This window comes from Stutzerimonas sp. VN223-3, from assembly GCF_045999685.1.
GTDB classification, from domain to species: domain Bacteria; phylum Pseudomonadota; class Gammaproteobacteria; order Pseudomonadales; family Pseudomonadaceae; genus Stutzerimonas; species Stutzerimonas stutzeri_AR.
The window spans coordinates 1,209,406-1,232,394 of the sequence record NZ_RBEC01000002.1 but is presented as its reverse complement, the minus strand read 5'-3'; the positions used below and the strand labels follow the sequence as shown (position 1 = coordinate 1,232,394).

Annotated in this window: 22 protein-coding genes; 15 read left to right on the top strand and 7 right to left on the bottom strand. The window is 63.0% G+C overall.

What is annotated here, in order from left to right:
- Positions 1-189 precede the first annotated feature (189 nt).
- Positions 190-933, top strand: coding sequence for a substrate-binding periplasmic protein (locus tag D7241_RS14300; protein WP_408102064.1), 744 nt, complete (start codon positions 190-192; stop codon positions 931-933).
- Between the two features lie 77 nt (positions 934-1,010).
- Here the strand turns inward: D7241_RS14300 and hrpB are convergent, their stop codons facing one another.
- Positions 1,011-3,542, bottom strand: a complete 2,532-nt coding sequence (gene hrpB, locus D7241_RS14295; RefSeq protein WP_408102063.1) for an ATP-dependent helicase HrpB — start codon at positions 3,540-3,542, stop codon at positions 1,011-1,013.
- A 169-nt stretch (positions 3,543-3,711) separates the two neighbouring features.
- Here hrpB and D7241_RS14290 point away from each other — a divergent pair, with 169 nt between their 5' ends.
- From D7241_RS14290 to D7241_RS14275, 4 genes are all read left to right on the top strand, one after another.
- Positions 3,712-4,128 carry a polyribonucleotide nucleotidyltransferase gene (locus D7241_RS14290; protein WP_408102062.1) on the top strand — a complete coding sequence of 139 codons (417 nt, stop codon included), beginning with the start codon at positions 3,712-3,714 and terminating at the stop codon, positions 4,126-4,128.
- Positions 4,128-5,060 carry a cation diffusion facilitator family transporter gene (locus D7241_RS14285; protein WP_255977405.1) on the top strand — a complete coding sequence of 311 codons (933 nt, stop codon included), beginning with the start codon at positions 4,128-4,130 and terminating at the stop codon, positions 5,058-5,060. The genes D7241_RS14290 and D7241_RS14285 overlap by 1 nt, the downstream gene beginning before the upstream one ends.
- Before the next feature lie 305 nt (positions 5,061-5,365).
- Positions 5,366-5,845: an Lrp/AsnC family transcriptional regulator gene (locus D7241_RS14280; RefSeq protein ID WP_255977407.1), complete on the top strand. Its 480-nt coding sequence runs from the start codon at positions 5,366-5,368 to the stop codon at positions 5,843-5,845.
- Between the two features lie 161 nt (positions 5,846-6,006).
- Complete coding sequence (locus D7241_RS14275; RefSeq protein ID WP_255977409.1) at positions 6,007-6,225, top strand: DUF2788 domain-containing protein; 219 nt, start codon at positions 6,007-6,009, stop codon at positions 6,223-6,225.
- A 21-nt stretch (positions 6,226-6,246) separates the two neighbouring features.
- Here the strand turns inward: D7241_RS14275 and D7241_RS14270 are convergent, their stop codons facing one another.
- On the bottom strand, positions 6,247-6,876 hold the full coding sequence (locus D7241_RS14270) for a pseudouridine synthase (RefSeq protein WP_408102061.1): 630 nt from the start codon (positions 6,874-6,876) through the stop codon (positions 6,247-6,249).
- A 338-nt stretch (positions 6,877-7,214) separates the two neighbouring features.
- On the opposite strand from D7241_RS14270, the gene urtA reads away from it, so the two are divergent.
- From urtA to urtE, 5 genes are all read left to right on the top strand, one after another.
- On the top strand, positions 7,215-8,483 hold the full coding sequence (gene urtA / locus D7241_RS14265) for an urea ABC transporter substrate-binding protein (RefSeq protein WP_408102060.1): 1,269 nt from the start codon (positions 7,215-7,217) through the stop codon (positions 8,481-8,483).
- 283 nt (positions 8,484-8,766) lie between these two features.
- Positions 8,767-10,338 (top strand): urea ABC transporter permease subunit UrtB, encoded by a 1,572-nt coding sequence (gene urtB, locus D7241_RS14260; protein WP_408102059.1) that lies wholly within the window; start codon positions 8,767-8,769, stop codon positions 10,336-10,338.
- 163 nt (positions 10,339-10,501) lie between these two features.
- Entirely contained in the window at positions 10,502-11,581 is a 1,080-nt protein-coding gene (gene urtC, locus D7241_RS14255; protein ID WP_408102058.1) for an urea ABC transporter permease subunit UrtC, read from the top strand.
- Positions 11,578-12,432 carry an urea ABC transporter ATP-binding protein UrtD gene (gene urtD, locus D7241_RS14250; protein WP_408102057.1) on the top strand — a complete coding sequence of 285 codons (855 nt, stop codon included), beginning with the start codon at positions 11,578-11,580 and terminating at the stop codon, positions 12,430-12,432. The genes urtC and urtD overlap by 4 nt, the downstream gene beginning before the upstream one ends.
- Before the next feature lie 105 nt (positions 12,433-12,537).
- On the top strand, positions 12,538-13,236 hold the full coding sequence (urtE, locus tag D7241_RS14245; protein WP_255977419.1) for an urea ABC transporter ATP-binding subunit UrtE: 699 nt from the start codon (positions 12,538-12,540) through the stop codon (positions 13,234-13,236).
- Positions 13,237-13,357: 121 nt separating this feature from the next.
- On the opposite strand, the gene D7241_RS14240 is transcribed toward urtE, so the two are convergent.
- The 5 genes from D7241_RS14240 to D7241_RS14220 are packed head-to-tail and all read right to left on the bottom strand — an operon-like array spanning position 13,358 to position 17,876.
- On the bottom strand, positions 13,358-14,506 hold the full coding sequence (locus D7241_RS14240) for an ABC transporter substrate-binding protein (RefSeq protein ID WP_408102056.1): 1,149 nt from the start codon (positions 14,504-14,506) through the stop codon (positions 13,358-13,360).
- Positions 14,507-14,530: 24 nt separating this feature from the next.
- Positions 14,531-15,238: an ABC transporter ATP-binding protein gene (locus D7241_RS14235; RefSeq protein ID WP_408102055.1), complete on the bottom strand. Its 708-nt coding sequence runs from the start codon at positions 15,236-15,238 to the stop codon at positions 14,531-14,533.
- Complete coding sequence (locus D7241_RS14230) at positions 15,225-15,992, bottom strand: ABC transporter ATP-binding protein (protein WP_408102054.1); 768 nt, start codon at positions 15,990-15,992, stop codon at positions 15,225-15,227. Before D7241_RS14230 ends, D7241_RS14235 begins: the two co-directional genes overlap by 14 nt.
- The gene (locus D7241_RS14225; protein WP_408102053.1) at positions 15,985-17,013 is read right to left on the bottom strand and encodes a branched-chain amino acid ABC transporter permease; all 1,029 of its coding nucleotides are present in this window, start codon (positions 17,011-17,013) and stop codon (positions 15,985-15,987) included. Before D7241_RS14225 ends, D7241_RS14230 begins: the two co-directional genes overlap by 8 nt.
- Positions 17,013-17,876 (bottom strand): branched-chain amino acid ABC transporter permease, encoded by an 864-nt coding sequence (locus tag D7241_RS14220; protein WP_168424288.1) that lies wholly within the window; start codon positions 17,874-17,876, stop codon positions 17,013-17,015. Before D7241_RS14220 ends, D7241_RS14225 begins: the two co-directional genes overlap by 1 nt.
- A gap of 412 nt (positions 17,877-18,288) precedes the next feature.
- On the opposite strand from D7241_RS14220, the gene D7241_RS14215 reads away from it, so the two are divergent.
- The 5 genes from D7241_RS14215 to D7241_RS14195 all read left to right on the top strand — a co-directional run bounded on the left by D7241_RS14215 (position 18,289) and on the right by D7241_RS14195 (position 22,921).
- Positions 18,289-20,532 carry a DUF6351 family protein gene (locus tag D7241_RS14215; protein WP_408102052.1) on the top strand — a complete coding sequence of 748 codons (2,244 nt, stop codon included), beginning with the start codon at positions 18,289-18,291 and terminating at the stop codon, positions 20,530-20,532.
- Positions 20,533-20,839: 307 nt separating this feature from the next.
- A complete protein-coding gene (locus D7241_RS14210) occupies positions 20,840-21,673 on the top strand; it encodes an urease accessory protein UreD (RefSeq protein WP_408102051.1) in 834 nt (277 codons plus the stop codon).
- A gap of 78 nt (positions 21,674-21,751) precedes the next feature.
- Positions 21,752-22,054 carry an urease subunit gamma gene (gene ureA / locus D7241_RS14205; RefSeq protein ID WP_102837432.1) on the top strand — a complete coding sequence of 101 codons (303 nt, stop codon included), beginning with the start codon at positions 21,752-21,754 and terminating at the stop codon, positions 22,052-22,054.
- Between the two features lie 55 nt (positions 22,055-22,109).
- Complete coding sequence (locus D7241_RS14200; protein WP_408102050.1) at positions 22,110-22,619, top strand: N-acetyltransferase family protein; 510 nt, start codon at positions 22,110-22,112, stop codon at positions 22,617-22,619.
- Positions 22,616-22,921 (top strand): urease subunit beta, encoded by a 306-nt coding sequence (locus tag D7241_RS14195; RefSeq protein WP_408102049.1) that lies wholly within the window; start codon positions 22,616-22,618, stop codon positions 22,919-22,921. Before D7241_RS14200 ends, D7241_RS14195 begins: the two co-directional genes overlap by 4 nt.
- The last annotated feature ends 68 nt before the right edge of the window (positions 22,922-22,989 follow it).

The window sequence follows — 22,989 nt, the reverse complement described above, 5'->3', positions numbered from 1 at the left end:
GCGCTAGAGCTGGGTGCCCTCATACTCCAGCATAGTCAGCCTGGCAATGCCCCGCCCCGCCTGCTGGCAATCACCCGGCCCGGTGTGCAGCGGAATTGACTAACGGGACTAGCCAAACAGGCCACTAGACAGCACAGCACCTGCCAACCATGCTTGGTTGGCGCAAACCACAAGGGGCAGCGAATTACCTTGAAGCCTTTACTCTGCATATTGTTCGCAATCTTTCTGTCGGGGCCTTGCTTCGCGGCATCCGCGCCTGGAACCCCGCGAACCCTAACCGTCGGTTATTACGATTTTCCGCCGGCCATCTACAGCGATGCGCAAGGCCGACCGCAGGGGCCGCTGGTTAACCTCGTCCACCGTGTGTTTACCCAGTCCGGTTATCGGGCGCGGTTCCGCGCGCTGCCGAGTGCGCGCCTGTATGCGGCGTTGAAGGATGGCTCCATCGATCTCTGGCCGGGTGCGCCGGGCAAACCTGAGCTCGCTGCCGACACGCTCGTGGGTCAGGAAACGCTCGCGCAGATCAGCCTCAATCTTTATCACCGGCCCGACACTCCACCGCCCCAAGTGCCGAAAAGCCTCGCCAAGCGTGGCGTCATCGTCATCAATGGCTATAACTACTGGCCCGCCGTGAACCAGATGCTGCACGACCCGCAGCTGGATATTCGCCTGCACCGCACCAGCAGCCATGCCTCCGCGCTGGAGATGCTGCGGCACCGACGCGCCGACTATCTGCTCGACTACCAGATTCCGGTGAACCAGGCGCTGCAGCGCCTCGGTATGCAGGCGCTACCGCACGTGGAGATCCACAAGATGCCGATTCGCTTCATCGTGTCGCGTCGGTTGACCGACAGCCAGGCCGTCATCGACGCGCTGGATCGCGCCTACGCCGAAATGGCCGCGGCTGGCGAAGACCTGAGTCTGCCGGAATGATGCAGCGGGAAGCAGGTAAGCATGAATGACCGCTGGGAAGCGGCAAGCTTTTCGCTTCTAGCTTCAAAATTCTTTTTTTACGTCCCGCGCGGCTTGGCTCGCGCGGTAGGCTCGGCGACCAGCGGATCGTCCGGCCAATAATGCTTGGGGTAGCGACCCTTGAGGTCTTTTTTCACGTCGCTGTAGGTATTGGCCCAGAAGCTGGCCAGATCCTGAGTCACCTGCACTGGTCGGCGCGCCGGCGACAACAGGTGCAGCTTGACCGCCTGTCGGCCACCGGCGATGCGCGGCGTGTCGCCCAGCCCGAACAGCTCTTGTAGCCGCACCGCCAGCACCGGTGGCGACTCGCTGTAATCGAGCCGCACCCGCGAACCGGAAGGCACGGCGATGGCGACCGGCGCCAGCTCGTCGAGACGCTGCGACAACGGCCAGGACAACAGGGTGGCGAGCATGCTTCGCAGGTCCAACTGAGCGAAGTGAGCCAGCCGTGAAACCTTGCCCAGGTACGGCAGCAGCCAATCCTCCAGCCGCGCCAGCAGCGCGGCGTCGCTGACGTCGGGCCACTCGCTGGCGCCGCTGGTATCCAGATCGATCTGTCGGAGCAGGGCAATGCGCGCCTGCCACTGGCGCAGTTCCGGCGTCCACGGCAGCAGCTCCAGGCCCTTGCGGCGGACCAGTCCGAGCAGGGCGCGGCCTCGCGCTTCGTCATCCAGCCCAGGCAAGGGCTCACGGCTGAGCACCAATTCGCCGACCCGCCGCTGCCGCTCGGCACGCAGCACGCCCTCGCGCTCGTCCCATTCCAGCTCGTCGCGTTGGCTGACCTGCTCGGCCAGCACCTCGTCGAACAATTTCGGATCCAACGCCGCGGCGCGGTAGATGCGCTCCTCACGCTGGCCCTGACGGCTGCCCAGCTCGGCAATCACCAGCCAGGGCTCCTTCATCAGCGCATCCGGTTCGCCGAAGACCGCTGCCCGACCGTTGGCCAGGCGATATTCGCCGCTGCCCTCACGGCGCTGCCGGGCGATCCGGTCGGGATAGGCGAACGCGAGCAGAGCGCCGTGCCAGCGATGATCGGTGGGATCAGCCGGCGCCGCCCCCGATGCGCCACGTAGCAGGCCACGAAACTGCCGGGCGAGCTGGCGCACCCGCTGCGCACCGGCATGCCGTCCCGCGCTGCCGTCGAGCAGCCCGAGACGCGTAGAGATGTCCGTACCGCCGCCACGCTGGCCGCCGCGCTGGATGTCACGCTCGACCAGCAATGCGGAGAGGTCGGCCGCCAGCTGTGCGAGACCCAGCGCCTGTCCGCGCAACAGCATGTGGGCGATGCGCGGATGCGCCGGCAGCTCGGCCATGGCCTGGCCGTGGGCAGTCAATTGCCAACTGCCGCGAGCGTTACGGCTGAGCGCGCCCAGGCGCTGAAGCAGGTCCTGCGCCTGCGCATAAGCGGCAGCCGGCGGCGCATCCAGCCAGGCAAGTTCATCCGGCTCGACGCCCCAACGCGCCAGCTGCAGCGCCACCCCGGCCAGATCGGCCTGCAGAATCTCCGCTTCGCCATAGGCGGCCAGCTGCGCATGCTGATCCTCCGACCACAGCCGGTAGCACGCACCCGGTTCCAGGCGTCCGGCACGGCCGGCACGCTGTGTCGCCGAAGCCCGGGAGATGCGTCGAGTTTCCAGGCGGGTCATACCGCTGCCGGGATCAAAACGCGGCACGCGCGCCAATCCGGCATCGACCACCACCCGCACGCCTTCTATGGTCAGGCTGGTTTCGGCGATGTTGGTCGCCAGCACAACCTTGCGCTTGCCGACAGGCGCCGGTTCGATAGCCGCACGCTGGGCGGCCAGCTCCAGTTCGCCATGCAAGGGGCACAGCATTACCTCGCTTCGATCCGCCAGTTGCTCGGCCAGCGCGTCGTTCACGCGGCGGATTTCGGCCTGGCCGGGCAGGAAGACCAGCACGCTGCCGGTTTCTTCATCCAGCGCCTGCAGGACCGTTTGCACCACTCTCGGCTCGATGCGCTCGCCTGGCTGGAACGGCCGCCCCCAACGTTGGACGACGGGATACATGCGCCCTTCGCTGCGCACCACAGGCGCATCATCGAGCAGACTGGACAGCCGCTCGCCTTCGAGGGTGGCGGACATCAATAGGAGTTTGAGCGGTTCATCGCGCAACAGCATGCGCGCGTTGAGCGTCAGCGCCAGGGCCAGATCGGCATCCAGACTGCGCTCGTGAAATTCATCGAAGATCACCAGCCCCACGCCTTCGAGGGCCGGATCATCCTGCAGGCGGCGCGCCAGAATGCCTTCGGTGACCACCTCGATACGAGTGTTCGGCCCGATCTTGCTGTCGAGGCGGATGCGATAGCCGACGGTTTCGCCGACCTTTTCACCCAACTCGCTAGCCAGGCGCTCGGCCGCTGCGCGCGCAGCCAGACGCCGAGGCTCGAGCATCAGAATGACTTGCCTGTCCAACCACGGCTCACCCAGCAGCACCAGCGGAACGCGGGTGGTCTTGCCGGCGCCGGGTGGTGCTTCAAGCACCGCTTCGTCACGTTCGCTCAGCGCTTGGCGCAGGGCTGGCAGGGCTTGGTCGATAGGCAGGGCGATCATGGAGACTCCGCTTTCAGGGCGGCGATTATAACGGCCCTGGGTACGGCCGAGCGGCACCTATACCGGCGTTATCTGGCAAGGCCGAACAGAGCGCCCGGCCTAGCTGTCTGATGTCGAGAAAACATCATGCAGCCCTTGTATAGTTGCGCCACTTTTTCCGGAGGTCCTTATGCGTACTCGTTCCCGTGTCATCGGCGGCGTGCTGGCCGTCTCCCTGTTCACCCAATTGACTGCCTGCGGCACGCTGTTCTATCCCGATCGCCGCGGCCAGATCGACGGCAAAATCGATCCAGCCATCGCGGTAGCCAATGCCGTGGGCCTGCTGTTTTATGTAATCCCCGGTTTGATCGCCTTCGGCATCGACTTCGCCACTGGCGCCATCTATCTACCCGACGATGAATATTCCATGGCCCCGGAAAAGCTTCAGGAAGCCATCGGTGCCGACGGCGTGATCGATCAGGCCAAGCTCAAGGCCATCATCGAAACAGAAACCGGCCGTAGCCTGCCGCTGGATGATCCGCGTCTGATCCAGCACGACGGCAGCATCGAGCAACTCGCCGCGTTCGGATTGCGCCCGGCCGCCTGATGCAGAAGACGAGCGAGCGGCGCAAGGGCGTCAGCCCCGAACATGCGCGGCTGATGCGTCGCGCTACGCGGCTCGCGCTGGCTGTCGCTCTGACGCTGGCGGTCAGCAAGGCCCTGGCTTGGTGGCTCAGCGGTTCGGTCAGCCTACTGGCCGGTCTCACCGATTCGCTGCTGGACGGCGCGGCTTCGCTGCTCAACCTGCTGGCGGTGCATTACTCGCTGCGCCCCGCCGATGAGGATCATCGCTACGGTCACGGCAAGGCTGAAGCCTTGGCCGGCCTCGGCCAGGGCGCTTTCATCTCGGTCAGTGCAATCCTGGTCTGCGTCCAGGGCGTCGACCGTATGCTGCATCCCCAGCCGCTGGGCGCACCGGCGCTGGGCATTGCGGTCATGCTGCTGTCGCTGGCCCTGACCGTGGCGCTGCTGATGTATCAGCGCCATGTGGTGCGCGAAACCGGATCCACAGCGATCCGCGCCGACTCGCTGCATTACCGCTCCGACCTGCTGCTTAACACCAGCATTCTCGTCGCACTAATACTTGCCGGCTACGGCTGGGATCGCCTGGACGCGGTCTTCGGCATCGTTATTGCGGTGTATATCTTCTGGAGCGCGCTGAGCATCGTTCGCGAAGCCGGTGCGGTGCTGATGGATACCGAGTTGCCACCGGAAATCAGCGAGCACATGCACCAGCTGGCCTGCGATGTGCCGGGCGTGGTCGGCTGCCATGATTTACGTACCCGCGTCTCGGGCACCCGCTGGTTCGTGCAGCTGCATCTGGAACTGCCCGGCGAGCTGCCGTTGATCAAGGCTCATGCCCTGTGTGATGAAGTCGAGGCGGCAATTCACAAGCGTTACCCGCGTGCCGAGGTACTGGTACATGCCGACCCGCTTGAAGTGGTGAGACCACATCGGACACCAGCCGGCAACGCATAAAAAAAGACCACGTGGCGAGACGTGGTCTTTTTTCAATACTGCTCTGAATGCGCTGCCGCTTGTGGCGGATTCTTCGGCAGCGCCTTGTGAGCGATGCTGGCCCGGACCGATGACCTCGATAAGGTCGGCGGTTGGCGCGGCGGGATAAATACCGCGTCAATTCTGCCGGGGGGCTGAAGTTGAATAAAGCTTACGCCCCGCCTGACGACAGATGTTTGCGAAGATTGCTCAAATGCGCACCAATTGCGCAATCCATGCGCACCGAGGCATAGTTCTTCGCAACCAAACGACGCAAGGTATCCAAAATGAGCAAACTAGATCGCTACGATCTTCGCATCCTGCACGAACTGCAACACGACGCTCGCATCTCCAATCAGGAACTGGCCGAACGCATCGGGTTATCGCCCTCGCCCTGCTCGCGACGGGTCAAACAGCTTGAGGACGACGGCTACATCGCCCGCCAGGTCGCCCTGCTGGATCGCAAGAAACTCGGCCTGACCCTGACCGCCTACGTGCTGATCGGCATGGACCGCCACACGCCGGAACGCTTCGAACATTTCGAAGGGGTGATCGGCAAATGCCCCGAAGTGCTCGAATGCAGTCTGGTCACCGGCATGGACGCGGATTACCAGCTCAAGGTCGTGGTGCCGGACATGGAGCACTATCAAGCCTTCCTGCTCGGCACCCTGACCCGTATCGAGGGCGTCTCCAGCGTGCGGTCGAGCTTCGTTCTGCGTCAGGTCTCGTCCAGCACCGAGTTGCCCCTGGAGCACCTGCGCACCTGAGGCCCATTGCCGCTGCCAGGCATCACCAGGCTGCGGTTGGCGTATACTCGCCGCCGCTTTGCTATGCCCCGCGCGTCATAAAACGAGCCTCGCTCACCCATAAACGCTCGCCCGTTGTCATAGCTGTTGTCGTTAAACCAGACTTGCACGCGGAGCGTTCAATGGAACCCGAAGTATTCGAAAAGTGGATGATGATCGTCCTGGTCGGCAGCCTGATGGTGTTCATGGCCTTTATCATCTGGGATCTTGCCAAGAAGTCGAAGGCTGGACGTCTCGGCACCACCATTCTGTTTCTGGGCCTCGGTCTGTGCCTGTTCGCGTTTCTTGCCAAGCCGATCATTGGCTACATCATCGAAGTCTCGCAGGGCATTCCGCACTGATCCAGTGAAGCGGCCGGCGCCTCACAAATGCGCCGGCACATCCCGCCATTCGCCTGGCTGCAGTCCGTCCAGCGTCCAGGGTCCGATCCTGACCCGCACCAACCGTAACGTCGGCAGCCCGACCGCCGCGGTCATCCGCCGTACCTGACGGTTGCGCCCCTCCCGAATCACCAGCTCTAGCCAACTGGTCGGCACGCTCTTGCGGAATCGCACCGGCGGGTTGCGCGGCCACAGCGCCGGTTCGTCGAGCAAGCGGGCTTCGGCCGGCAGCGTCATGCCATCGTTGAGCTCGACGCCATCGCGCAGACGCTGCAGCTGCTCGGCCGTGATCTCACCTTCCACCTGCACCCAGTAGGTCTTCGCCAGCTTGTGCTTGGGATCGGCGATGCGCGCTTGCAGTTGCCCATCGTTGGTCAGCAGCAATAGGCCCTCGCTGTCGCGGTCCAGACGACCGGCCGGGTATACGCCCGGCACCGGCACGAAGTCCTTGAGCGTAGCGCGGCCATCGGCATCGTTGAACTGGGTGAGCACGTCGAAGGGCTTGTTCAACAGCAGCAGACGCGGCTCGGCAGGCGGCGCCTTGGCCACACGACGGGGCTGCATGCGGCCATTAGCGGGGCGCGGTGGACGGGGATGAGAAATGCGAGGCATGGCAGAGCCTTCGATAGCAGGCCGGCCATGCTAGGACGGGCGTTGCCGGCCAGCAAGGGCCAGAGTGATCGAGCGATTGGATAGGCAGCAAAACCGACCTGTTCACCGCTGGGGCCGCTCAGCACCACAAAAGCGCATGGCGTGCGCCATGACGTCGCCAGGCGCACCGTTATCGGACAACGCCACGTCCACGCCCCGATAAGCCGCGCCTCCAGAATTGGCCGCAAAGCACCGTAACAGAGGGCTTAAAGGTGAATTGGCACGGATGCTGCGATAGCGCTCCATGTCCCAAAGGACCAACCCACAGTTGCGCATGGACAGCCAAGGAGCCGCCCACAATGAAACGCCGTCCCCTACTGAAGTCCACCCTCGCCGCCAGTGCCCTGATGCTCAGCGGTCTGTTCCCGTTCACCGTGCAGGCTGCCGAAACCATCAAGGTCGGCATCCTGCATTCGCTGTCCGGCACCATGGCGATTTCGGAAACGTCGCTGAAAGACATGGCACTGATGACCATCGACGAGATCAACGCCAAGGGTGGCGTGCTCGGCAAGCAGCTCGAGCCGGTGGTGGTCGATCCTGCGTCCAACTGGCCGTTGTTTGCGGAAAAGGGCCGTCAGCTGCTGACCCAGGACAAGGTCGCGGTGACCTTCGGCTGCTGGACCTCGGTTTCGCGCAAATCCGTGCTGCCGGTCTATGAAGAGCTCGACGGCCTGCTGTTCTACCCCGTCCAGTACGAAGGCGAAGAGCTGTCGCCCAACGTTTATTACACCGGCGCAGCACCGAACCAGCAGGCCATCCCAGCCGTCGAGTACCTGATGAGCGAAGACGGCGGCGCCGCCGAGCGCTTCTTCCTGCTCGGCACTGATTACGTCTACCCGCGCACCACCAACAAGATTCTGCGTGCATTCCTGATCAGCAAGGACGTTCCGGAATCCAGCATCGAAGAGGTCTATACCCCCTTCGGTCACAGCGATTACCAGACCATCGTCGCCAACATCAAGAAGTTCTCCGCAGGCGGAAAAACCGCTGTGGTATCGACCATCAACGGCGACTCCAACGTACCGTTCTACAAGGAACTGGCCAACCAGGGCCTGGAAGCCACTGACGTCCCGGTCGTGGCCTTCTCGGTCGGCGAAGAAGAACTGCGCGGCATCGACACCAAGCCGTTGGTCGGCCATCTGGCCGCCTGGAACTACTTCCAGTCGGTGGAAAACCCGGTCAACGAAGCGTTCGTGAGCAAATGGAAGGCCTACGCCAAGGAAAAAGGCCTACCGGGCGCCGACAAAGCGGTGACCAACGACCCGATGGAAGCCACCTATGTGGGCATCCACATGTGGGCCCAGGCGGTCGAGAAAGCCGGCACCACCGACGTCAGCAAGGTGCGCGACGCACTGGCCGGCCAGACCTTCGAAGCACCGAGCGGCTACACCCTGACCATGGACGAGAAGAACCATCACCTGCACAAGCCGGTAATGATCGGCGAAGTTCAGGATGACGGTCAGTTCTCGGTGGTCTGGGAAACCGAAAGCCCGGTCCGCGCGCAGCCGTGGAGTCCGTACATCCCTGGCAACGACAAGAAGCCGGATTACGCGGTGAAGTCGAACTAAGGCTACTGAAACCGTAGGGTGGGCTTCAGCCCACCAGCACGGTGGATCGGTGGGCTGAAGCCCACCCTACAAAACTGATCGGCGTGATAGCAATGCCATACGGCTTTTGTAGGGTGGGCCGGGCGGCGCTCCGCTTCAGCCCACCAGTAGATGTCGCACAGTCCGTAGGGTGGGCTTCAGCCCACCAGTAACGTCATCGGTGGGCTGAAGCCCACCCTACAACACACCTACGACAGCCGCCAGCTCCGCCAAGAGAGCACGCAGCGCCCTGGGAAATGCAAAGATGAACGCTGCCCTTCATAGATTGTTTTTGCTGCTTCTGCTCGGGTTGCCCTGGGCAGCCCATGCCGGAGACGCAGCCGACTACGCCAAGGCGAGCCCGGCCAAACAGGCCAAGCTGCTTGAAGACTGGGCCATTGCGCCGGTTCCCGAGCGATTGCCGCTGATCGAAGCGCTGCGTGCCAGCCGCGTGGTGATCGATAAGAACAAAACGCCCTTTATCGAGGAGAACGGTGATTTCCGCGCCCTCGAAGGCGACGCCGAACCCGTCGGCACGCCGAAGAAGCTGCGCCTGAACAACCGTTTGCGCGGCTTGCTCAACACCGCACTCGCCAGCCACAAGCTGTTTTCCGACGATCTCTCGCAACGCCTCAGCGCTGCCAAGCGCCTACAGCGCAGCGGCCAGCCGGAACAGCTACCGCTCCTGCAGCAGCGCCTCGAAGCCGAAGACGATCCGGCCGTGCGCGAAGCTCTCACCCTGACCCTGGCCAATCTGCAGCTCAGCGCTACAGACCCCGCCGTACGCCTGGCTGCCGTCCGCCTGCTCGGCGAAACCGGCGCGCCGCTGGCTCGGGTTCGCCTGGAAAACCTTCTGGCCGATGAAGCCGAAACCGACCCCGGCGTGCGCAAAGCAGCGGAGACCAGCCTCGCGCAGGTCAAACGCAAGCTGCTGATCGGCGAACTGCTCGGCCAGGCCTTCAGCGGTTTGTCGCTGGGTTCGATCCTCTTGCTTGCTGCGCTGGGCCTCGCCATTACCTTTGGCCTGCTCGGCGTGATCAACATGGCCCACGGCGAAATGCTGATGCTCGGCGCCTACACCACTTACATGGTGCAGGTGCTGATGGCTCGACTCGCGCCCGACGCCCTGGCGTTCTACCCGCTGGTGGCGTTGCCGGTGGCCTTCTTCGTTACCGCGGCTATCGGCATGGCGCTGGAACGCACCGTAATCCGCCACCTCTATGGCCGCCCACTGGAAACCCTGCTGGCCACCTGGGGCATCAGCCTGATTCTGATTCAGCTGGTTCGCGTGCTGTTCGGTGCGCAAAACGTGGAAGTCGCCAACCCCGGCTGGCTGTCCGGCGGGTTGCAGGTGCTGCCGAACCTGGTGCTTCCGTACAACCGCATGGTCATCATCGGCTTTGCGCTGTTCGTGGTGCTCTTGACCTGGCTGTTGCTGAACAAGACTCGCCTCGGCCTGAACGTGCGCGCCGTGACGCAGAACCGCAACATGGCCGCCTGCTGCGGCGTGCCCACCGGGCGCATCGACATGATGGCCTTCGGGCTGGGCTCCGGCATCGCCGGACTGGGTGGCGTGGCGCTGTCGCAGATCGGCAACGTCGGCCCTGATCTCGGCCAGGGCTACATCATCGACTCCTTCCTTGTCGTGGTTCTCGGCGGCGTGGGTCAACTCGCCGGCAGCATCTTCGCCGCCTTCGGATTGGGTATCGCCAACAAGATTCTCGAGCCGCAGATCGGCGCCGTGCTGGGCAAGATCCTCATCCTCGCGCTGATCATTTTGTTCATCCAGAAGCGTCCGCAGGGCCTGTTCGCGCTGAAAGGGAGGGTGATCGATTGATAACGTCCCCCCGCCAGACCGTCTTCATCCGTAGGAGCGAGCTTGCTCGCGAATCGCACCCCACCGCTCCATCGATATTTACCTTCTGTTCGCGAGCAAGCTCGCTCCTACAAAAGACCGCAAGCGCAGGAATCGCCATCAACCCTCGGCAGGACGGCCTCGTATGAATCAACCACTCACTCTCACGGCCGCGCAGAAAGCCGGCCCAAAACTCACCGCCGTCGCCTTGGGCCTTGTGCTCGCCATACTGCTGGCCATGCCGATGCTGCACCTGCTGCCGGCCGACAACGCCTTCCATGTCTCGGCCTACACCCTGACGCTGGTGGGCAAAATCCTCTGCTACGCCATCGTCGCCCTGGCGCTGGACTTGGTCTGGGGCTATGCGGGCCTGTTGTCGCTCGGTCACGGTCTGTTCTTCGCCCTTGGCGGCTATGCGATGGGCATGTACCTGATGCGTGAAAGCGCCGGCGACGGCCTGCCCGCGTTCATGAGCTTCCTCGCCTGGACCGAGCTGCCCTGGTACTGGTACGGCACCTCCAGCTTCCTCTGGTCGATGTGCCTGGTGGTGCTGGCGCCAGGGCTGCTGGCGTTCGCGTTCGGCTTCTTCGCCTTCCGTTCGCGAATCAAGGGCGTGTATTTCTCGATCATGACCCAAGCGCTGACCTTTGCCGGAATGCTGTTGTTCTTCCGTAACGAAACCGGCTTCGGCGGCAACAACGGCTTCACCGACTTCAAGACCATTCTCGGTTTCTCGATCTCGGCCCCGGCCACCCGCGCCACGTTGTTTTTCGCCACAGCCGCCTTGCTCGTCGGCAGCCTGTTGCTCGGCTGGCAGCTAGCACGCAGCAAGTTCGGCCGGGTGCTGACGGCGCTGCGCGATGCGGAAAACCGCCTGATGTTCTGCGGCTACGATCCTCGCGGCTACAAGCTGTTCATCTGGACGCTGTCTGCGGTGCTCTGCGGCCTGGCTGGAGCGCTCTATGTGCCGCAGGTGGGCATCATCAATCCCAGCGAAATGGCGCCGACGCAGTCCATCGAGGCCGCTGTCTGGGTCGCCTTGGGCGGTCGCGGCACGCTGATCGGACCGCTGCTCGGCGCCGGCATCGTCAACGGCATGAAGAGCTGGTTCACCGTGGCCTTCCCCGAGTACTGGCTGTTCGCCCTCGGCGCGCTGTTCATCATCGTCACCCTGTACCTGCCGAAAGGCGTCATCGGATTGCTGCGCCGGAGGGGCGAACAATGAGAACCGTACCCGTACCTGAACTCATCGACCCGGTCGACCCGTCCGATATCAACGGCAGCGGTCGTGACGCCATCGGCCTCGGCCGGGTGAAAGGCGCCGGCCTGGATGCCCGCCACGGGACGATCCTCAGCCTCGAAGACATTAACGTCAGCTTCGACGGTTTCAAGGCGCTGACCAACCTCAGCCTTTACATCGGCGTCGGCGAACTGCGTTGCATCATCGGCCCTAACGGCGCCGGCAAGACCACCATGATGGACGTCATCACCGGCAAGACCCGCCCGGACAGCGGCACGGCATTCTTCGGCGACACCCTCGACCTGACGCGCATGAGCGAAGTCGAAATCGCCCAGTCCGGCATCGGTCGCAAGTTCCAGAAGCCCACGGTGTTCGAGGCGCTTTCCGTGTTCGAGAACCTCGAACTGGCGCAGAAGACCGACAAATCGGTGTGGGCCAGCCTGAAAGCGAAGCTCAACGGCCAGCAGCGGGACCGCATTGGCGAAGTGCTGACGACTATCAGACTGGAGACCTCGCGCAATCGCCCGGCCGGACTGCTGTCGCACGGCCAGAAGCAGTTCCTTGAGATCGGCATGCTGCTCATGCAGGACCCGCAACTGCTGCTGCTCGACGAACCCGTCGCCGGCATGACCGACGCCGAAACCGAGTTCACTGCCGAGCTGTTCAAAAGCCTGGCGCGCAAGCACTCGCTGATGGTGGTCGAGCACGACATGGGCTTCGTCGACACCATCGCCGACCACGTCACCGTGCTGCATCAGGGCCAGGTGTTGGCCGAGGGGTCGCTCGAGACTGTGCAGAACGATGAGCGGGTGATCGAGGTGTATCTCGGACGTTAACCCCGCTTCGCGAGCAAGCTCGCTCCTACAAGGCGCCTCTGAATCTGTAGGAGCGAGCTTGCTCGCGAACACGGCCCACCATTCCAAAAGATCGAGTGCCTGAAAATGCTCCAAGTCCAGCAACTGCATCAGTACTACGGCGGCAGCCACATCCTCCGCGGCCTGTCGTTCGATGCCAAAATCGGCGAAGTCACCTGCCTGCTCGGGCGTAACGGCGTCGGCAAGACTACGCTGCTCAAATGCCTGATGGGATTGATCCCAGCAAAGGAAGGCGCGGTAAATTGGGAAGGCAAGCCGATCACCGGCTTCAAGCCGCACCAGCGCGTGCACGCTGGCATCGCCTATGTGCCCCAGGGGCGTGAGATTTTCGGCCGGCTCACCGTCGAGGAGAATCTGCTGATGGGGCTTTCACGCTTCGGCGCGAAGGAAGCCAAGGAAGTGCCTGACTTCATCTATGAACTGTTCCCGGTACTCAAGGAAATGAAGCATCGCCGCGGCGGCGACCTGTCGGGCGGTCAGCAGCAACAACTGGCCATCGGCCGCGCGCTGGCGAGCAAGCCGCGCCTGTTAATCCTCGATGAGCCTACCGAAGGCATCCAGCCTTCGGTCATCAAGGAAATCGGCGCCGTGATCAAGAAGCTCGCTGCCCGTGGCGACATGGCGATTCTGCTAGTCGAGCAGTTCTACGACTTCGCCGCCGAGCTGGCCGACCAGTACCTGGTGATGAGCCGCGGCGAAATTATCCAGCAAGGTCGTGGCGAGGCCATGGAAGCCGATGGGGTGCGCGGGCTGGTGGCGATCTGACGAGACGGCAGCCTATCCACCAGGCCGCTTTATGTAGGAGCCAGGGGACGCCTAGTCCTTGGCGAAGCTTTTCAACGCGGTTCGCGAGCAAGTCGCTCCTACGGTGCGGCTGCCGACCCCCTCAGTCACCGATCTCCTTGCTAACGATCTTGCCGTCCTCCACCACCGCCATGGTGGTCGGGGTAATGAAGCCACCGTTTTCGGTCATGCCCTGCACCGAGTAGAGGTTGAACTTCGGGTCCATGGCCTTAAGCGCCTCTCCCATCTTTGCTCGCACCTGCTGCGGCTCGATGCTGCCGGCCAGCTCCATGGCCTTGGCCAGCGCGTGGAAGGCTAGGTAGTTGTAAGCAGCCTCGGAGCCCGGCACTTTGCCGTGCGCCTTCTGATACCGATCCACGAAGACCTTGGCGACCTCGCTGTCGTACTCCGAAAGCGGCACGACGCCGACGGAGCCTTCGAGCATTTCCAGGCCGCCCGTAACCACGGCGATCTCGTCGAGCTTGGCCTGATCCATGACGATGAAGCCGCCTTGAAAGCCCATCTGACGCGCCTGCTGCATGACCAGCCCGGTGGGTTCCGAAGCACCGCCGACGAACATCACGTCTGGGTTCGAGGCGATCACGCGGCTCACGCCGGTATAGAAATCGGTCGACTTGTTGTAATCCATGGGATTGCTTTCGACGATTTCCCCGCCCTTCTGCTCCCAGGCCTTGGTCATCATGTCGGTCCAGATCTTGGCGTACTCGTGGGTCGCGCCAGCGATGCCGAGTTTCTTGCCGTAGTGCTTGAGTGCGTAGTCGGAGAACGCATCTACGTAGCCGGTGAATTCCGGCGGGATGCGCACGGTCAGCGGATTACCCTGCTGGGTGACCGAGGGCACGCTGGTATAGGCCATGATCAGGAAGTCATCGGCGACGTTGAAATCCTGCAGGGCGAATACACCGCCGGTATGCGGAACGAAGACGGCCGCGGCGTTCGATTCCTTCACCAAGCGCTTGGCGTTGGTGGCCGCCTGGCTCGGTGAATACTTGTCGTCCAGGCTGATGAGATTGACCTTGTAGGTCTCATCTCCAATCTTGATGCCACCCGCCTCGTTGGTGTCGTCCACCGCCATGCGCAGGCCCGACAGGGTGTTCTCGCCATACAACGCAGCACCGCCGCTGAGCGGGCCGGTAAAGCCGATGTTGAGCGTCTGCTCGGCATATACGCCGCTGGCCTGGGCCGCGGTCAGGGTGGCAATCGCCAATCCAAGCGCTTTGAGCGTTTTCATTGTTGTCTCCTTGGTCATGACTGATCAGGCGCCGATATAGGCTTTGCGCACGGCTTCGTTACCCAGCATGGCCTGCTGGTCGCCTTCCATCACCAGGCTACCGCCCTCGATGACGTAGGCGCGGTGGGCGATCTTCAATGCCGCGAAGGCATTTTGCTCGGCCAGCAACACGCTGGTTCCGGATTTATTGATGCGCGAGATCACCTCGAACATCTGGTTGACCACCAGCGGCGCCAGCCCGAGCGATGGCTCGTCGAGCATCAGCAGACGCGGTCGGCTCATCAACGCCCGACCGATCGCCACCATCTGCTGCTGACCACCGCTCAGTGAGCCGGCCGGCTGGTGACGCTTGTCGTGAAGAATGGGAAACAGGTCGAGCACTTCCTGCAGATTGCGCTTGTTTCCCTCACCGTCACGCCGATGCAGGTAGGCGCCAAGCGCGAGGTTTTGCGAGACCGACATTTGCGGGAACAGCTTGCGCCCCTCCGGGCAGTGCACCACACCCGCAGCAACCAGCCCCGAAGGCTTGAGCCCGTCGATCCGCTTGCCCTCCAGCCCGATGGTGCCGGTGGTCGGTTTGAGCAGCCCGCTGATGGTGTTGAACAAGGTGGTTTTGCCCGCGCCGTTGGCGCCGAGCAGCACCACCAGCTCGCCAGCACCAACCGTCATGGAAACCTGGGTGAGCGCCTTGAAACTGCCATAGCAGACATCGACCCGATCAAGCTGCAGCATCGTAGTCACTCCCCAGGTAGGCCTCGATGACAGCCGGGTTCGCCTTGATCTCGGCGGGTGTGCCTTCGGCGATTTTCTCACCGTAGTTGAGCACCATGATCTTGTCCGCCAGGCCCATGATCATGTCCATCTTGTGTTCGATCAGGCACACCGTCAGCCCATGCTCGGGCATCTTGCGGATCAGTTGTGCCAAGCCTTCGGTTTCCTCCGGGTTGACGCCCGCGGCCGGTTCGTCGAGCAGCACCAGCTTCGGTTCGGTGGCCAGCGCCAGGGCGAAAGCGACGCGCTTGCGTTCTTCCTGTGAAATATCCAGCACCACGCGATTTTCCAGATGCGCGAGCCCGACGAAGTCCAGCGCGGCGCGGGCTTTCTCGCGGCACTCGCGCTCCTCGCGTTGCAGTCGTTTGGAGTTGATCAGCACGTCCCACAGCCCCGAATGGGTGCGCAAGCGATGGCCGACGATAAGGTTGTCGAGCACCGTCGCCTGCTCGAACAGGTGTGTGGTCTGGAAGGTACGGCCGACGCCGAGCCGGGCGACGCGGTCGCAGCGCATCCGCGACACATCGTGGCCGTCGATCAGGATGCGGCCGGAGCTGGGCTTGTGCACGCCGGAGATCAGGTTGAAAAAGGTGCTCTTGCCAGCGCCGTTGGGACCGATGATGGCGTTGATTTTGCGCGCCTCGAACTCGACGCTGACGTCGTGCACCGCCGCCAGCCCGCCGAACATCTTGGTCAGGTTTTCGACCTTAAGCATTGTTGTTCACCTCGCTGCCTGGAGTGACTTTGGTACCGGCGCGCGGGCCCTTGGCTCGCGCCGCTGCGGTGTCCTTGCGCAGCTTCCAGCCGAGGAAGGTGCCAACAACGCCGCGAGGCATGAAGATCACCAGCACCACGATCAGCGGGCCGAAGATGATCATCCGGTAATCCTCGAGGAACTGCAGCGACTGGGTGATCCAGACGACGCCCACAGTGCCGGCCAGCGGCCCGAACAAGGTGCCGAAGCCGCCCACCAGCAGGTAGGTGATCATGTCGAAGGTGTGGTTGGGGTTGGCCTCCTCCGGACCGATGAAGCGGATCATCGAGGCATAGAGCGCTCCGGCGACACCGGCATAGGTGGTCGACAGGACGAAGGCCAGCAGCTTGTTGCGCATCAGGTCGATGCCCAGCGATTGGGCCAGTGCATCGCCATTACGGATCGCCATAAAGGTACGCCCCAACAGCGAGGAGGCCAGACGCCCGGCGAACCAGATCGCCAACACCAGAAACAGCAACGCCAGGTAGTAGAACGGCACCGTCTGGCTGAAATCCACCAGCCCGAACCCGTCCGGCGCAGCGATGCCGCGAATACCGATGGCGCCGTGGGTGAGCTCCTCCCATTTGTCGATCAGCAGATAGATGATGAAGCCGACGCAGAGCGTGAAGATTGCAAAGAAGTGTTCCTTCAGCCTCAGCGAGACGATACCGACCAGCGCGCCGACTGCCGCTGAAACCAGCGCAGCCGCCACAAACGCCGGCCAGAAATTCCAGCCATGGTCGGCGGTGAGAATCGCCAGCGTGTAGGCGCCGATGGCGAAGAAGCCACCGTGGGCCAGGTTCAGCTGGCCGCAGTAGCCGGTAATGATGTTCAGGCCGTAGACCGCGATGGCCCAGATGAAGGCACTGGCCATCACGTAAACCTGATACTCGCTCTTGGCGAACAGCGGGAATGCCAGGGCGAACGCCAGCAGCGCCAGCTTGCAGCCGCGACCGGTCAGTAAGGATGCGAAGCGATGCATCAGTGAGCCCCCTTGGCGAACAGTCCGGTTGGACGCAACGACAGGATCACCACCAGCAGCGAGAAGGCGATGATGTCCTTGTAGTCCGACGACAGGTAGAAGCCACCGAAGCTTTCGGCGAAGCCCAGAATCATCGCGCCGAGGATGGCACCGGGGATGCTGCCCATGCCGCCGAGCACGATGATGACGAAGGCTTTCATGATCACCAGGTGCCCCATCGCCGGGTACACCAGGTTGATCGGTGCATAGAGCGTCGCGGCAAAGGCGGCGAGCATGCCGGAAATGGCGAAGGTCAGCATGGCTACGCGGTTGGCATCGATGCCGACGAGGAACGCGCCCTCGCGGCTCTGCGCCATGGCGATGATGGTCGAGCCGAGCATCGTCTTGCGCAGGAACAGATGCAGCGCCAGCATCAGGGTAAAGGCGCCGACGATGATCAACAGGCGCTGCTCGGGGATGATCAAGCCGTCGAAGTTGAGGATGCCGCCGTAGGGCGAGGCCATGCGGCGGAAGTCCGATCCCCAGAGCATCTGCACCACCGCTTCGAGAAACAGCAGGATGCCGATCGCAGCAATTTTGTCGTGGATCGGCGGCGCATTGCGTAGCGGGTGAAACACCAACCGCTCGGACAGCACCGCCAGCACGGCCACTACTACGCCGGACGCCAGCATGGCGATCCAGTAATGCAGCCCGATATCGGTCATGAAGAAGTACGACGCGAACGCCCCAACCATATACAGCGCGCCATGGGCGAAGTTGGGAATGTGCAGGATGCCGTAGACCAGTGTCAGGCCGAGGGCGACAAGGCCGTAGATGCTGCCCAGGGTCAGACCGTTGAGCACTTGCTGAAACAATAGATTCAAAGCAGCGTCTCCGTGGATCTTGTTGTTATGGGTGCCACCACCGAGCGATTGCCGGCCGGCCCGGAGCAACGAGCACGACCGAATGTCCGGCCGGTACCTGTAACCGCTCAAGGCCGAGCGGGCTGTTCGCCTGATTGACATTGGCATCCACTGACAGGCCCGTCAAACGAGCAGATACGAGCTCATAAAAATGAGTGATGCTGGCGCCTTGCCACAAGCGTGACGACTCGCTTCGCCTGCCCGCCCAAGACCGACCGCCCAACCCAGCCGGCGGTCGCCCCGTCCAACGGCGCTTTCTTCAGCTTCTACGCTGAATCGCAGGCAGACAACCAAGCCAGACCTCGCGTGCATTCGGCTGTTTCGGTGCAGTGACGCCCGTAGCATCCCTTTGGCAAGACAGAGGAAAACTCCGATGAAAACAACAAAAAGCGGAAATATCCGGCGCATGCGCCGTGGTGTTCGGTGTGGGCTGGTATCCCTTTCACTGCTCATGCTGGCCGGCGAGGTAGGGGCCGCATCCCGCCTGACCCTGGAAAGCCTGTCCAACCGACCCGACAAACTGAGCGGTGGCGATGTGCTGATCCGCATCGGCCTGCCGACACCAGCCGCCGCCAAACGCCTGCGCGTCACGCTTAACGATACCGACGTGAGCGCGGCGTTCCGGCCGAGTTCGGACGGGCGTGCGCTGATCGGTCTCGTCGAGGGCTTGCGGGACGGACGCAACCGGCTCGTCGCGCATGCCAGAGGAGCAATCCCGGCCAGATTGGAACTGGTATCGCATCCGCTTTCAGGCCCCGTCTTCGCCGGGCCGAAGCAGGAGCCCTTCGTCTGCGAATCCGCTGAGTTTCAGGTCTACCCCGGCGGCGGTACGCTCGGCACACCGCTGGATGAAAACTGCACGGTTCAGCGCCGCGTCGATTACCTGTACCGCACGACCTCCGGCGCGTTCCGTCCGTACAATCCGGCAGTGCCACCTGGCGACCTTGCCGTGACCACTACGCTCGACGGCGCCACCGTGCCCTACGTGGTGCGGCTGGAAACCGGCACGATCAACCGCGCCATCTACCAGACCGCCGTGCTAGACAACCCGGGCGTGCCTGGGCCATCGATATTCAATCGCGACGGTGCCTGGAACGGCCGGCTGGTCTACAACTTCGGAGGCGGCTGTCGCTCCGGCTGGTACCGCCAGGGCAACGGCACCGGCGGCGTGCTGGATCATCGCGAGCTATCGCGCGGCTTCGCTACTGCGTCGGCCTCGCTCAACGTGTTCGGCAACAACTGCGACGATTTGCTGGCCGCGGAGACCATGATGATGGTCAAAGAGCGCTTCATCGAAACCTATGGCCGGCCGCGCTACACCATCGGCTGGGGCTGCTCGGGCGGTTCGTACCAGCAGCATCAGATCGGCGACAACTATCCAGGACTGCTCGACGGCATCATCCCGTCCTGCAGCTTCCCGGAAGTCGCCTTCGGCACCGCCCATACGCTCGCCGACTCGCGTCTGCTCTGGCACTACTACCAGAACGCCGGAGTGGACTGGACCGAGGAACAATTACGAGCAGCCTCCGGCTTCGGCGTATTCGCCACCATTCCCAACCTGGACAATGGCGCCGCGCGCCTGGACCCGGTGCCTGGCCGTCCCGATCGAGCTTCAGCCGAGTTCGACGCCTCGGTCGATCCTTCGCTGCGCTACCACCCAACCGACAACCCACGCGGCGCCCGGGCAACCATCTACGACCACGCGGTGAACAGTTACGGCATCGACCGCGAGACCGGCTTCGCCCGCCGGCCGCTGGACAACGTCGGCATCCAGTACGGGCTCGAGGCGCTGAATACCGGGCAGATCAGCAAGGCGCAATTCCTCGACCTGAACGAGAAAATTGGCGGCATGGACATCGACGCCAACTTCATATCGCAGCGCATGACCGCAGATCTGCGCGCCACGTTCGCGGCCTACCGGACCGGGCGCATGCTTAATGGCGGCGGCGGACTGGCTTCGATGCCAATCCTGGATTACGACCAGCTCTACACCGACCTGCAGCCCGGCGGTGACATCCACCTCAAGTTCCACCATTTCTCCACCCGCGAACGGTTGCGCAAGGCGAACGGTCACGTCTACAACCATGTGATGTGGAGCGGTGGCAGCAACGCAGCGGATGACGCGGCATACCCTGGCCGCGTCGCCTATATCCAAGACCGTGCGCTGGAGGCGATGGATCGCTGGCTGGCCGCTATTGTCGCGGATCGGAGCAACAGGTCTCGCGCTGCAAAGGTGGTGCGCAACAAGCCTGCCAACTTGCAGGACGGCTGCTGGACCCGCGAGTCCAGGCCCGACTTCATTCCAGAGCCGCAGCGCTTCGGCGGGCCCGGCACCTCCGCCTGCAACGACCTTTACCCGGCTTTCCCCTCGCCGCGCATGGTCGCTGGCGGCCCGCTGGCCTCGGACATCATCAAGTGTGAGCTCAAGGCCATCGACCACCGGGACTACAGCGTGGCGTTCAGCGGGAATGAATATGCACGGCTGACCGGCATTTTCCCGAACGGCGTATGCAACTGGGACGCTCCTGGCGTGGGTCAAACCCGCCTGCTCGGCACCTGGCTGGAATACACCGGCGTCGGTCGCTACCACCGGGACAGGTTGCCCCACCGCCGTTGAGGCTTTGGTCGCACGGATGTCCTGCGTAAGTGCAGGTTCGGCGTCGTTGGATGATTCCCACGCTCCGCGTCCCAACGGCGCGGAGCGTGGTTGCGCTGATGGATTCCCGAGCGCACCAACATAAGCCATTTGCTCGCTTATCTCGCGCAACCGCACCGCAACGGTGCAGCGATCAAACACACCGAGAACCTCTCTTGGCCGCCTGGACCCGACAAGAAGCCGAGGAATGCCCGCAGCGCACCGCAATAGCGCAAGAGGCACGACAATTGCTCAAGCAGGTCTATCAACCACAGACCCGCGCAAGCAGATGACCGCACTGACTCCCGTCTTCACCCCTCACTGGCAGGCCGAGCTCGAACTCGGCTATGCGCGTCTGGGCGATGCGACGCGGCCCGTGCTTCGTCGTCACAAAGGCCCGCTGCGGGTACAGAAGCACCTGTATGCGGAAGGTCCAGAGGTTTGTCAGCACATCATCGTCCACCCACCCGGCGGCATTGCTGGCGGCGACCGGCTGGATATCAGAGCCAACGTGGGTGCCAACGCTTGGGCTCAACTGACCAGCCCCGGTGCAGCCAAGTGGTATCGCGCAACCGGTCCGGCCTTTCAAACTCTGACATTGCACGTCGAAGCCGGTGCCACCCTCGAATGGCTGCCGCAGGAAAACATCGTCTACGCCGCGGCACAGGCCGAATTGAACACGCTTATCGAACTGGAAGGCGATGCGCGGCTGTTCTACTGGGACATGGTGGCGCTGGGTCGACCGGCCAGCGACGAGCGCTTCGATGCCGGTCATTTCCAGGCGCGGCTGGATATCCGCCGAGACGGTGAGTTGCTCTGGCACGAACGCCAGCGTGTGAACGGTGGCGATGGGTTGCTTGATTCGCCGGTCGGCCTCGACGGCAACCCGGTGTTCGCCACGCTTATTGTCACCGGCGAGATCGATGCCGAGCTGATGGAACGTTGCCGCGAAATCCCGAGCAAAGTGCGCGGTGATCTGACGCAACTGCCCGGCCTTGTCATCGGCCGCTGCCTGACCAGCGAAGCCTTGCATGCACGGGCGTGGCTGATCGATCTGTGGCGCCTGCTGCGTCCGGCGTTGTTGGGGCGCGAGGCGCTGCCACCGCGAATCTGGAGTACGTAGGGTGGAAAAACGCAACGCGTTTTCCACCACAAGCCGGTGGATGTGAAAAGCGACATCCACCCTACGAATGGAGCCGTTATGGATTTGTCACCGAGAGAAAAGGACAAAATGCTGATCTTCACCGCCGGACTGGTCGCCGAGCGGCGCCTGGCGCGCGGACTGAAGCTCAACTACCCGGAGGCCATGGCCTACATTTCCGCCGCATTGCTCGAAGGTGCGCGCGACGGGCAAACAGTGGCCGAGCTAATGCATTTCGGCACCACCCTGCTCAGTCGCGAGCAGGTCATGGAAGGCGTGCCGGAGATGATCCCGGAGATCCAGGTCGAAGCGACCTTTCCCGATGGCACCAAGCTGGTCACCGTGCACCAACCTATTCCCTGAAACGCGCGTCGATGTCTACTACAGCGACCTTGAACCCTTAATTGAGGATTTCAACTTGCAAATACGTGACGCCCAGGACGCCGACCTCCAAGACATCCTGCAGATCTACAACGACGCGGTGCAGAACAGCACGGCGATCTGGAACGACCAGGTTGTCGATCTCGACAACCGCCGCGCCTGGCTGGCTGAACGCCACGAACAGGGTTACCCGGTATTGGTCGCCATCGACGACGAGCAACAAGTAGCCGGCTACGCCTCGTTCGGCCCCTGGCGCCCCCATGATGGCTTTCGCCACACCGTGGAGAACTCGGTTTACGTCGGCCCGGGCCATCGCGGCAGCGGCATTGGCCGCCGCCTGATGCAGGCACTGATAGAACGCGCTCGACAGCTTGAAAAGCACGTGATGGTCGCCTTCATCGAAAGCGAGAACCGTGCATCGATCCACATGCACCAGCAGCTCGGCTTCATCCATGTCGGGCAGATGCGTCAGGTTGGCTGCAAGTTCGGCCGCTGGCTGGACCTGACCATGATGCAACTGAACCTGAACAGGACGTCCAATCCATGATCCCCGGTGAATACCAGATCCAGGCTGGCGAAATCGAACTCAACGCCGGCCGTCGCACCCTGACCCTGAATGTGGCCAACAGCGGCGACCGGCCGATTCAGGTTGGCTCGCATTACCACTTCTTCGAGACCAACGATGCGCTCACCTTCGACCGTGACGCCGCGCGCGGCATGCGCCTGAACATTCCGGCGGGCACCGCGGTGCGCTTCGAGCCGGGGCAGAGCCGCGAGGTCGAGCTGGTCGAACTGGCGGGCAATCGCCGCGTGTTCGGTTTCGCCGGCCGGGTAATGGGCGCGCTCTGAGAGCCCCTCACCCCGGCCCTCTCCCATAGGGAGAGGGAGAAAAGCAGCCCGCCGCGACGGGACAGACC